This is a genomic window from Haliea alexandrii, assembly GCF_003719295.1.
GTDB classification, from domain to species: Bacteria; Pseudomonadota; Gammaproteobacteria; order Pseudomonadales; family Halieaceae; genus Haliea; species Haliea alexandrii.
On record NZ_RFLW01000006.1, the window covers coordinates 99,299 to 110,526 of the forward strand.

At 61.3% G+C, this 11,228-nt stretch carries 11 protein-coding genes; 8 read left to right on the forward strand and 3 right to left on the reverse strand.

Annotated elements, in window-relative coordinates; translation table 11 throughout:
* Nucleotides 1–23: 23 nt before the first annotated feature.
* Nucleotides 24–1,850, forward strand: coding sequence for a hybrid sensor histidine kinase/response regulator (locus EGJ68_RS17680; protein WP_158283733.1), 1,827 nt, complete (start codon nucleotides 24–26; stop codon nucleotides 1,848–1,850).
* 611 nt (nucleotides 1,851–2,461) lie between these two features.
* On the opposite strand, the gene EGJ68_RS17690 is transcribed toward EGJ68_RS17680, so the two are convergent.
* The 3 genes from EGJ68_RS17690 to EGJ68_RS17700 all read right to left on the reverse strand — a co-directional run bounded on the left by EGJ68_RS17690 (nucleotide 2,462) and on the right by EGJ68_RS17700 (nucleotide 6,037).
* Nucleotides 2,462–4,714 carry a TonB-dependent receptor plug domain-containing protein gene (locus tag EGJ68_RS17690; RefSeq protein WP_158283734.1) on the reverse strand — a complete coding sequence of 751 codons (2,253 nt, stop codon included), beginning with the start codon at nucleotides 4,712–4,714 and terminating at the stop codon, nucleotides 2,462–2,464.
* Between the two features lie 98 nt (nucleotides 4,715–4,812).
* Entirely contained in the window at nucleotides 4,813–5,466 is a 654-nt protein-coding gene (locus EGJ68_RS17695; RefSeq protein WP_157976782.1) for a gamma-glutamylcyclotransferase family protein, read from the reverse strand.
* Between the two features lies 1 nt (nucleotide 5,467).
* Nucleotides 5,468–6,037: a hypothetical protein gene (locus EGJ68_RS17700; RefSeq protein WP_116369055.1), complete on the reverse strand. Its 570-nt coding sequence runs from the start codon at nucleotides 6,035–6,037 to the stop codon at nucleotides 5,468–5,470.
* A 184-nt stretch (nucleotides 6,038–6,221) separates the two neighbouring features.
* On the opposite strand from EGJ68_RS17700, the gene EGJ68_RS17705 reads away from it, so the two are divergent.
* Genes EGJ68_RS17705 through EGJ68_RS17735 form a run of 7 tightly spaced genes read left to right on the forward strand, consistent with a single transcriptional unit; the run spans nucleotide 6,222 to nucleotide 11,224 of the window.
* Nucleotides 6,222–6,443 (forward strand): Cro/CI family transcriptional regulator, encoded by a 222-nt coding sequence (locus EGJ68_RS17705; RefSeq protein ID WP_116369056.1) that lies wholly within the window; start codon nucleotides 6,222–6,224, stop codon nucleotides 6,441–6,443.
* Complete coding sequence (locus EGJ68_RS17710) at nucleotides 6,440–7,120, forward strand: TIGR03759 family integrating conjugative element protein (protein ID WP_116369057.1); 681 nt, start codon at nucleotides 6,440–6,442, stop codon at nucleotides 7,118–7,120. The genes EGJ68_RS17705 and EGJ68_RS17710 overlap by 4 nt, the downstream gene beginning before the upstream one ends.
* A complete protein-coding gene (locus EGJ68_RS17715) occupies nucleotides 7,102–7,692 on the forward strand; it encodes a lysozyme family protein (protein WP_116369058.1) in 591 nt (196 codons plus the stop codon). The genes EGJ68_RS17710 and EGJ68_RS17715 overlap by 19 nt, the downstream gene beginning before the upstream one ends.
* Nucleotides 7,682–8,245, forward strand: coding sequence for a PFL_4695 family integrating conjugative element protein (locus tag EGJ68_RS17720; protein ID WP_123035808.1), 564 nt, complete (start codon nucleotides 7,682–7,684; stop codon nucleotides 8,243–8,245). The genes EGJ68_RS17715 and EGJ68_RS17720 overlap by 11 nt, the downstream gene beginning before the upstream one ends.
* Entirely contained in the window at nucleotides 8,242–10,284 is a 2,043-nt protein-coding gene (gene traD, locus EGJ68_RS17725; RefSeq protein ID WP_116369060.1) for a type IV conjugative transfer system coupling protein TraD, read from the forward strand. The genes EGJ68_RS17720 and traD overlap by 4 nt, the downstream gene beginning before the upstream one ends.
* Nucleotides 10,281–10,949, forward strand: coding sequence for a DUF4400 domain-containing protein (locus tag EGJ68_RS17730; RefSeq protein ID WP_116369061.1), 669 nt, complete (start codon nucleotides 10,281–10,283; stop codon nucleotides 10,947–10,949). The genes traD and EGJ68_RS17730 overlap by 4 nt, the downstream gene beginning before the upstream one ends.
* 14 nt (nucleotides 10,950–10,963) lie before the next feature.
* Entirely contained in the window at nucleotides 10,964–11,224 is a 261-nt protein-coding gene (locus EGJ68_RS17735) for a TIGR03758 family integrating conjugative element protein (protein ID WP_116369062.1), read from the forward strand.
* Nucleotides 11,225–11,228 lie beyond the last annotated feature (4 nt).

An 11,228-nucleotide genomic window follows, 5' to 3' on the forward strand; every position in this document is an offset into this window, starting at 1 on the left:
TCACGCTTCCCCCGCTGTTGGGTGTGCTGCTGATCAGCGGGATATCCTGGCGCCTGTTCGATCCCGCTGTGACTCAATCCTCTGAGGTGGCGTTGGAGGTATTGGAAGATATGATTCGCACCACCGGCAGTGAGTCTTTGCGCTACCCTCTGGCGGTGGGTGACGAGGAGGCAGTCGAAAGACTGGTCGGGGCAATGGCACGCAACGACCTGGTATTCGCGGTGCAGGTGGCGGATGCCGAAGGTCGTCTGGTGGCCCGGGCCCAAAATCAGCAGTTGCCGATCGCACAGGGAATTCAGCTGATCGAGTATCGCCAGCCGCTTACAATTCAAGCTCTGGCGGATGAGCCGGTGTCAGTTGGGGCAGGCGATGGTGAAGTGTACGTGGGCGAGGTGCTGTTCCAGTTGACGCCACACGTGCTGGCAGAGCAAAAAAGCCGATTGGTTAAAGACTACCAGCGATTGATCGGGGTGGTGTTATTGCTGGGTTCACTGCTGGTTCTGCTCGCAGCCCGGATTCTGTGGCGATCGGCGAGAACGATAACGGGCGCCTTGCGGCGAATTGCTGCAGGCGAGCGGGGTATCCTCATCGACGACGAGCCGCTGGTGTCGGAGTTTGACGTGATCGCGCGTGGCGTGAATCGATTGTCGGAGAATGTGGATGAAGCCCGGGCGCGGCAGGAAGCCTCGCTACAACAGCTTGAAGTGGCGGTGAACAGTGCCCAGCAATCGGACAGGGAAACACGCGCCTTCTACGAAACCGCAACACGGGAGATCGCCGATCCGGTAATGCAGGTGGTAGAACTGCTGAAATTGAACCAGCAGGGCGTCAGCTCGCCGGTGGACCCGGCGGTGATTCTGCACAATGCCGAGCGCGTCAAACTGTCCGTCCTCGCGATGCTGGGAAAACTCGAGGAGGCACAGGAGGGCAGGGTGACGACGGATGTGGATCTCACCGACTACTTTAGTGACCTGGCCACTCGATATCGGCCCCGGTTCGCCCGCAAGGGGCTGGCCTTTCATGTGAGTGGCAGTGCGCCGACCGTCCTCGAAAACGTCCAGATCGATTCAGGGACGCTGGATATCGTCCTGGAAAAGCTGCTGGAGAACGCGCTTGCCTTTACACCGCAAGGCGAGGTGCGGATTCATTGGCAAGTCGTGAATGAGGCGACGTTGGGCCCGGAACTGGTCATTTCGGTCAAGGACAATGGCCAAGGGATCGCTGCGCAGCACCTGGAGAAGGTTTTTGACCGGTATACGCAGTTTTCTCCGGACAATGACGGGGCGTCTGGCAGTGGGCTCGGCCTGTACATCGCGCGGGAGTTGTTGGCTCGCAGGGGAGGTAGTCTGGGGCTGGTGAGCCAGCGCGGGGTCGGTAGTGAGTTCACGGTCCGACTGCCAGTCGTCCCGCTGACGCGCCCTGAAACCGCGCGACCTGGCCTTCAGGGGCAAACGTCGCTGACGGTGGGCGTGGATGCGTCACAGCACCGCCTGATTGAATCCAGCTTGTCAGTATGGGGTATGGAGGTCTTGCAGGCGGATACCGCAATCGAAGCGCTGGCCCTGCTCGCCAAGCATCCAGTCCGCCTCCTGTGGGTAGAAGAGGGGATAGAGGACATCGATCTGGACAGCTTTTTGGCGGAAGCAAGAAAGCGCCAGGAAGGGGCTAAGGTGGTGGTATTGGCGCTGGATGCCGCCGAGTCGCAGGACGGCGTGCTTCAGGTGCGAAAACCCGTTGAGAAGCCCGAGATTAATGCGCTGTTGCGTCAGCTCATCGAAACAGCGGATGATCGGGTCGATTATCGACTGGTAGAACGTCTCAAAACGGTACAAAAACCAGACAATGAGTAGAACTTTACCTTCTGAGCTCCGCCGCCATGTCCATTGATTCAGCACGCGTCGTCTGTACGGGTTGTGACTACGAAACGCGGGAAGTATTCCGCCCCATTTTGATCCGGTATCAAACTGGGAATGGGCAGTTCATTGAGACAGGGCGGACCAAATGGATGGTGCTACGACTGTACAGACTACTCCAGTATTGAACGGATACATCCGGATGCGCTGCGCGAGAAACGGGCGCAGAAGGGGTGGTTACGGTACCAGCTCGGCCAACTGGACAATGAGATAGCCGAGTTGGGCGAGTTGATCAAGTTGGTGAATCGTCGCTCTTCGAAGGCGAGATGCCTCAAGTGCTGGTCGGACAATACAGCACCGGTCACTTTCGACGCCGAAAGCGGCACTGCTCAGGACTTTGTGCATGGTTGTGGCGGACACTTGCGGATAATCCACGACCATTCAGGACCGCGCTTCCACTTCCGCAGGACAACCTACGTATTAAACGAGGAGGGAGAGCTCCTCGCGGAGGAGTAGGCGGCGGAACGGCACGGGATGCCTTTGTCAGGTGTCAATGGGTCATACCGGCAGGCAGGACTACCTGGTGAGGACTCCTCGCAAAAAGATGCTCAGAAGAAGGTAAAAGCCGCACTGATAAATACGCGATCCTGCCCGTCAATGAGCGCAACGTTGGGTGTCAGGGACGAAATTTCGGTATAGGCGTTGATACCGTCGGGGTAATGACGGTAGTTCAGCTGTAAATCGATGTGACCTTTGGGAAGAGGAATCCGGTGGCTCAGCGTCAGATCCAGTCGGTCGTAGGAGGCATCTGCGACCTGGTCCGCCCCGTAATAAACACCCGATAGGGCGCTATGAGCACCGAGCGGCACAATACCCCACAAACTGCCGGCCTGCTGCGGCCGAAGCGTTGCTTCGAAGGGGGTTTCGGTGTCCGTATCGAGGTAGACATAGGAAGCGCCCCATTCAAACCCATTGGCCAGGGTGTGATGGAGTCCGAATTCGACGCCCTGTGTTCGCAGCTCGCCGTCATTGGTCAGCCTGAAATCCACGTAATTGAAGGGCTCGGAGATCAGGTTCCGGTAATCTTCATAGAACAAAGTGACATCCGCCTGGAGGCTGTGAAAGCGACTGTAGGACAGGCCGATTTCAGAATGCTCCAACACTTCGGGCTCAAGACCTTCGGGAGAAAGGGCGGTGCGGATCAGGTTGCCCTGACTTCTGCCCAGGTGATCCACTTCGCCGCCATCGAAGTCCACGGTGTAGGTCCAGTTGCGCTCGGTCTCATAAACATCCGGGAGCCGGGCTGACCGGGCGTGCATGGCGCGCAGCACCAGGTGCTCACGAAGCAGGTAGTTGGCGGCAAGGCGGTAGGAGAACGCGTCGTCACTTTCCACAGTGCTGGTGGTCTCCCAGGAAAGGGTGCCATTCAAGACCCAGCGAGCGTTCGGTGCATAACGCAAGGTGTTGTACAGATGAACCGTGTCCTGATCCACCGATCCGCCCAGATACGTCTGGGCGGTCACATCGTTGCGGGTGTATGCCACACCGAAGGCGTTTTGCAGCGTGCCAGTGAGGTGTGACACGACATGCGCGTTGAGCTCAAAACGGTCCTCATCCAGGTCCTGATCGGTGATGCCACAGCGCTCATCCAGCAACTGCAGGCCCTGTGCTTGCAAGTAGGGCCCAAGGGCATCGATTGTGGCTTGTTCTTCGGGTGTCGGTGTTTGGACCAAAGAGTGATTCAGCGTCAGATTGCCCGTCAGCATGGCGCCCACCACGGCAAGCTGATCCCGCAAATCAAAATGCACGGAGGGCAAGGCGTCCACCTCTGCCACCCGGGGATCAAAGGCGAAATTGTTCCCGCAGAGGCTGATTACCTGATCTCGGGTATAGGTGCTGGCATTCAGCCCAAAAACCACGTCGTGGGCGATCTCACCGGTATCGATCACGCCGTGCAGCTCGCTGGAAAGAAAACCACTGGTTTCATCGGCCTGCGGTGCGACCCTGAAATGACTTAGGGCCACCGCCACAAAGGGGTCATCCGAGGTGAGGTGGTCGAAGCCAGGGACCTGGTAGCTGGAGTCCGCGTAGGCAGCAGCAATATCAAGCAACCAGTGCCCGCCCAGCCGGTGCTCCAGGTTCAGCATCACCGAGTCGGTGGCAACTTCATTGTCATAGTCCCCGACGAAATCGACAGCGCCATCGAAACCGTCGTTCTCCCGATGGAAATACCGCAGTCCCCACTGGGTATCGCCGATTTGCCAGCCGCCGTTCAAAAACAGGTCTCGGGTTTGACCTTCGCCGAGTCGGGTGGAGCCGTAAAGGCCCCGAGTGGCGATGGTGTCCTGAATCAGGTTGACCGTGGAGGTCATGGCGTTGGTACCGTATTCCGGACTGGGTCCACGCACGACCTCAATGTAGTTCAGGTCCTGTAGATCCAGGGGTAGCCGGTACCAGTGGGCGCCGGCGTAGCCAGGCCGTTGCAGGCGGTTGGAGTTGTACAGCACCTCGCTGCGTCGGGGTACGTTGACGTTGGCGCCGTGATAGCCGACGGAGACATCGGAGCCATGGGTTTCACTGACCATCACTCCCGGGACGAGCCGCAGTGCGTCGACCATGTCGGTAATGCCCAGCTTGCGCAGGGTAGAGACCTCCAGGGAGGTTACTGCGTTGGGGGAATCGATGAAGGAGGAAGCCATTCGGGCCGGTGTGATGAACGTAGGGCGGTTTTCCGCGCTGACATCGGTTGCCGCATACGGCTCGGGGACGAGTGGCTCCGTCTCCGCCGCGGCAGCTCTGGACATGGCGACAATAAGCGCAGCCGCTAGCGCGGCAGTTCGGCGTGGTTCAATGAATGTCATGGCGTCAAGGTTAGCTTTTCCGGTCCCTTGTTTGACGATGGCGTCGCCCACGGGGAGAGCCTCAGGGCCCGAAAGTCCCGCGGTCTCGACAGCGCAGTTCAGGTGCGTGCGAACAGCCATACGGCGGTTTGGATAACGGCCCCGAAGCACTCGGAAAGGATCGGGATATAGGCACCTTGCGCGGGATCGTATTGCGCAACGACGTCGGGGGGCAGGTCGTAGTGCAGGGCCGCTTCGTGCATATAGGCGAGATAGCGCCGGGAAGGCAGTGCGGGTGTCTCCAAGCTGGGTGGAGAGATCAGGGTCTTTGCCAGCGCAGTGGTACCGTCACGGAAGGTCACGGTAACTTCGCGCACGTCGTAAGAGTCCCCTTCGCTGCCGATGATGCGGGATAGCTCAGCGCTACTGAGACGGTGATACACCCCATAGGCTGTTGCGCCGGATTTGGCCTGTAGATTGGCGAAGGCAGGCTCCAGCGCTGACATTCCCTCCAGGTTAAAGGTGACGGTGTAGTCTGGCAGCGCCGCCATCTGGCTGGCAGCCCGATGAATGCCTCTCACCCGGGTAAAATAGCGGTCGTTCATGTTGGAGCCGTAGGCGAAATAACCAACGGTTGCCGCCGGGTCCGGGGCCGGGGGGCGTCCCGGTAGCTGAATGTACAGATTCACGCCGACAACGAATACGATCGGCAGTGTGATCGACAGCCCGAATAACCGGCGTAGCAGACGGCGATAGTGTGTGGTGGGCGGCATGCTAGATGGCATCCAGGATGGCGAGTTCTAGAAACGCTGTCGCGGTCGCCAGCACGGTGTCTTCGTCCGGGGAGGGTCCCTTGCCAACCTTGATGGCGTAGTAGCGGGCTACCCTCACAACGACCTTCGTCCAGAGCGTCAGGTGATCCGGGTCGAGTGGATCCAGATCTCTCTGCCGCATCGCCTTCGTCACCACGGTTTGTACAAACCCTTGCTGTGGCGGGGACAACCCGCTCCTCGCCAGTTCGGCATTCACATCCAGTGCGACGTACTTGCCCGTCAGATAATCCAGCAGCTCGTCCTGCGTCGCATTCACCGGGTAGTGGCTGGTGATGTAGGCGGTGAGTGTCGTCAGGTTGCTGCGTCTGGGCTTGGTGCCGGTAAACCACTTCCCCGCGGCCACCGGCTGAATTCCCGCGGCGTTGACCAGCCATTTCGATCGTCCCTGCCCCTGGGGCGGTACCGAGAGTGCATCCAGCAACGCATTGAGGCGATCCGCAAATTCCGAGTGCGTGCGCGCCATCGCTTCCAGATCGAGCAGCATGCTCTGAGTCACTAACGTGGTCGCCATGAACTCCTGTGCCGTTTTTCCGTCGAGGTGAAGATTAATTCTATAGGCATTGTTGACATATTGGTATTTATCGTTAAATCTATAAACCGATACTAAAACAATATATACGCAAACACTAACAATGCTAAATGGCGTCTCATCGGGCCTGTGCGGTGAACGCAGTCCTGGATACGGAGGATCGAGCATGTCGGTAGATGAGGTGATCAGGTATTTCGGGAACAATGCCTCGGCGGCCGCTCGCGCACTGAATACCACGCCGCACAACATTTACCGCTGGCGTCGCGAGGGGCAGGTGCCGCGGGGCCGTCAGTATGAACTGCACCTGAAGACCCGCGGCGCCCTCAAGGCCGATGGGTTTGATCCCGACGTCGACTACCTGGCGATTGGGCGGACCTTGGCGCAATGAGGTGGCGATGGCTGGCAGGTCTGGCAGTGCTGTCCGGGGCCGTTGCCGCTGAAACTCCCGAGGTCGTCATCACCAGCGAGATTCCTTTGGCTGAAAGCGCCCAGACTTGGGGCCTCAGTGAAGCCGAATTTCGGCGCTATCAACGCCTCATGGCGGGCCGGCGCGGGCAATGGTCGCCGGGTCTCGATCCCATCACGGCGCTTGGGGTGAGCACGGATTCGGCCGCGGAACGCCGGCGTTTTGCCGAGCTGTTCGTCAAGGCCGAGTTTGAACGCACTCGCAAGGAGCTCGCCTTTCAAGCCGCCGTCGATGACGCCTGGCAACGCCTATACCCACAGACGCCGCGCCTCTCGACCAACGACCAACCCCAACAGGCGCAGACGGGGGGCCAATTCGCTCAACGCACCGCGCTGATTCTCAGGCTGGGCAGTACGACGGGCCGCAACCGTTTGATCAAACTGCTCCAGGGTCATCCGGGCCAACTCGATGTGCACGTGGTCGGCGCTCGCGGCGATGACGCCGCGCTGCGTGACTGGGCCGCGGACGTCCCACTGCTGGAACAGGCGCTCACCGAGGGCAGGGCAACACTCAATCACGGCGATCAATTCCGCACGGAAGTCGATCTGCCGGCCATCTACCGCAGGGATGGGGTAGGGCAATGGGCGCGCGTCGAGTGATGCAAGCGCTGGTCGGCGCCGTCCTGGGAAGCGTTGCAACGTTCGCGATTGCCGACCGCGCGCACTATGACGTGGTCGCTGACTACGTCGGCGTCCCTAGGGATATTTTCTATGCGATGGCGTTGGCAGAGTCCGGGCGGGAGCGGGACGGGCTGTTAGCGCCGTGGCCTTGGACCCTGAACATCGCGGGCGACGCCCATTTTTACCCCGATCGCGACGCCATGTTCGCCGCCCTAATGACGGCGTTGCAAAACGGTCAGTTGCGTGTCGATGTGGGGCCGCTGCAACTCAATTGGTACTGGCAGTTCGAGCGGATTGACTCGCCCTGGCGGATTACTGACCCCGTGGTGAATGCCAAGCTCGCCGCCGCGTTCCTTAAGGAACACTTTGAGCGGTCCGGTGATTGGTGGTTGGCGGTGGGGCACTATCACCGCCCCAGTGAGACCACCGTCGTGGATCGGGCAACAGCAGCGGCCTATCGCGAACGGGTGAGGTCCCTGCATACGCGCTACGCCGAGAAGTCCGCCGGGCGGAGCGAGCCCATTACACGGGAGGTGGCCGATGCGCATTAGGCCGCTTCACTTCCTGCCGTTACTCATCGGGTTGGCGTTTGCGCCGGCTCAGGCTGACCAACCCATCAGGGCACCGGTGGTGGTTTACAGCGGAGCACAGGCGGTTACGGCGGCACCTTATATTCAATCGCTCGCCCAACCACGGCCGCAAAGCGACAGCCGCGCGAACAGTATGCCAAAGCAGGGTGTGATGCCCCTTGAAACCCGGTTGCCCCTCATGCCCCGGCTGCTGCAGCCCGGATCGCCGGCGCTGCAGCGGACCGAGGCACCGGTACAGCCCTTCTTTATTATGGGCATGGATCGCACCAGCCTCGACTGGCTGGCCAGGACACTGCCGACCCTACTGTCGATCAATGCGACCGGCATGGTGGTGCAGGCGGCGAACCGGGACGATTGGCTGCTACTGCAGAAGAAGGCGCAGGCCGCCGGTCTGTCACTGGCGCTGTATCCCGACACCGGATTGACGGAAGCCTACGGCATCACGACCTACCCCGTGCTGGTGGTACCGCAGGGTATCCTGGAACTGGATAGGGCAGGGGAGGGCGGCCCATGAGCGCGCCGATCGAAGCCCTGCTGCGTCCCCCGGTGGAACAGTCTGCCATCGCGACACACATTGCGCTGGCCCTGCTGGGCGTGGGCGCGCCCCAGGTGCTGTTGTTGCCGGGAGGCGTCGGTTATGGTCTGGCCGCTGCCTGCTCCGTGCGCGCCCTGTGGCTGTCACGGCGCATGACCCGCTTGTTGCGCTACCAGCGTCGCTTGCGGGTGTTGCCGAGCTACCGCATCCACCCTAAAAAACTCCGTGCCCCGCTAGGCGAGCTGTTTCTGGGCCGGGGTTTTCTGTGGGATGCACGACATACCCAGCGCTACGCCGATACCCAGCGCACCGAGCACACTTATTTCGACCGCCGCGGCCTGTTTTATAGAAGCGCGCGGGCGACGGTGGACGCCGTCAGTACCACACCCCTGAAACCGCTGATGGCACCGCTGAACAGTCAGTGGCTGCTGAACCCCTTCCCGCCGCGGCCCTATGTGGAGGGCAGCCCGGAATTGCACGGGGTCGGACTGTTTGAAAAGGAACAGGACGTCACCCTGCAGCAGGCCGAACGAGTCGCCCATACCTTTGTCGTCGGCACCACCCGGGTCGGCAAAACCCGCCTGCTGGAAGTGATCGCCAGTCAGGATATCCGCAGTGGCGACGTGGTCATCGTGTTTGATCCCAAAGGGGACGGCGATCTGCTGGCGCGCCTGTATACCGAGGCCCGCCGGGCGGGCAGGGCTGGGGAGTTCCAGGTGTTTCACCTGGGCTTTACCGAACAGTCGGTGGCCTATAACCCGGTGGGCTCGTTTTCCCGGGTGACGGAAGTCGCGAGCCGCATCGCCGGGCAACTGCCCAATGAAGGTAATTCCGCAGCTTTCAGGGAGTTCGCCTGGCGCTACGTCAATGTGCTGGCGAAGGTGCTCGATGTCCTCGGCGAGCCCATCAACTACCAGGTGCTGCTGGAGTGCAGTACCGATATCGACGCTCTGGTGGTGCGTTACCTCGCCTGCGTGGCCCGGCAACAACAGGCCGAGGAATGGGCCGAACAGCTCGCGGAGCTGGTCGAGAGCGAGGCCAAAATGCCGACGCAATATAAAGGCCGGGATCGCACCGCCTGGGCCAGTGTCGAGCTTTTCCGGCGCCATGGCCTGAGTGACCCCACGGCGACCTCGCTGATCAAAACCTTCGAGCACGACAAGAGCCACTTCGACAAGCTGGTGGCCAGCCTCTATCCCCTGCTGGAAAAACTCACCTCGGGTCCGGTGGCGCGCCTGCTCTCCCCGGAGAGCAATCCCGAGGACACCACGGAGCGGCTGTCCTGGAAGCGCGTGATCGAGCGCGGCGGTATCGTCTATGTCGGTTTGGACGCGCTCTCTGACCCGGATGTCGCCAGTGCGGTGGGCAACGCCATGTTCGCGGACCTCACCTCGGTGGCGGGCAGTCTTTATAAGGACGCACAGCGCGGCGCGCCCCTGAAAAAAGTCTGTGTCCACGCGGATGAGTTCAATGAACTGGTGGGCAGGGAGTTCATTCCGCTCGCCAACAAGGCCGGCGGCGCCGGCTTCCAGTTGACGGTCTACACACAGACCCTCTCGGACATTATCGCCCGCTTTGATAACCCAGCGCGGGCGGGGCAAGTGGTGGGCAACCTCGGCACCATTATCATGCTGCGGGTCAAGGAAAAAGCCACTGCGGAACTGCTGACCACACGTCTGAAGGACGTCGAGATCAACCACTTGATGCTGGACTCAGGTAGTACCGACAGTGCCGATCCCACCAATGATGTGCATTTCACCTCGAGCACCCGCCAGCGGATCTCCAGCCAGCGGGTGCCGATGATCCACGCAGGGGACCTCGACGCATTACCGAAAGGCCACGCCTTCGCCCTGATCGCCGGCCGTCTCTACAAGCTGCGCCTGCCGCTGTTTTCCGACGAGGCGGAACTGCCCAGCGGCCTGCAGGCCATGGTCGAGGCCATGCGCCGTGACTACCAGCACAGCAATACCGCGAGCACCGACTGGGCGACTCCGACGCCCCTGGGCTGGCAGACATGAGCCGCGATGCCGCCGCTCGCAGTGCGCAAAACGGCGCACCGGCACGACCGGTCCAGCGCGGGCCGATCGGCATGACGCTGGCCATCCTGGGGGCGCTGCTCGGTGCGGCACTGACCGCTGCGCTGCTCTCGGTGCTGCTGGAATGGGCCGGGATCGCCCTGGGCTGGTGGTCGGGTACCCACAGCCGCGACCTGCTCATGACCGAGCGCGGCTATGTCGAGGCCATCGACGACTACCCGCTGTCACCGCTACGGCCCACACAACTTACCGCCCTGGCCTGGGGTCAGGTCGACCGCGGTTTGTCCCTTGTCGGCATCACCGGGTCGGCGGGCGTGTATGGGGTGGCGGCGATCAACACCGTGAAGCTCTTGTTGCTGCGCGGGGTGATCGTGGTGCTGGCCCTGCCGGGTTACGCCCTGGCGATCGTGGCCGGCCTGTTCGAGGGCCTGGTGGCCCGGGATATCCGCAAGTTTACCGGCGGCCACGAGAGCGCCTACGTGTTCCATAAAGCCAAACGCTGGATCGCGCCGAGCGTGATGCTGACGGTCACGCTGTACCTGATGCTGCCCTGGTCGGTGCCCCCAGCGCTCTTGCTCGCGCCGACCATGTTGCTGACTGCCGGAATGGTCTACATCGCCGCCAGCCGGTTCAAGAAGTTCGTGTAGGAGAGAGGGACGCCATGCCACTGATGAGCCCCGCACAGCAGACCGCCTTTGACGGTGCCAATGGCAGCGGTCACAGCGCGGCGGATGTGCACACCCTGGTGGTCTCGGTGCTGATTGTTCTGATGTTGGTGTGGCTCGCCTGGGTCGCGATCAGTGCCTACCAGCTCCTCAAGACTCCCGGGGTCAAGACTCCGGAGGCCGCCGGCAAGGTTGTCCGCGCGGCATTCATTGCGATGGTCATTATGGCCGTCGCCAACATCGTGTGGGGAACCTGAGAGG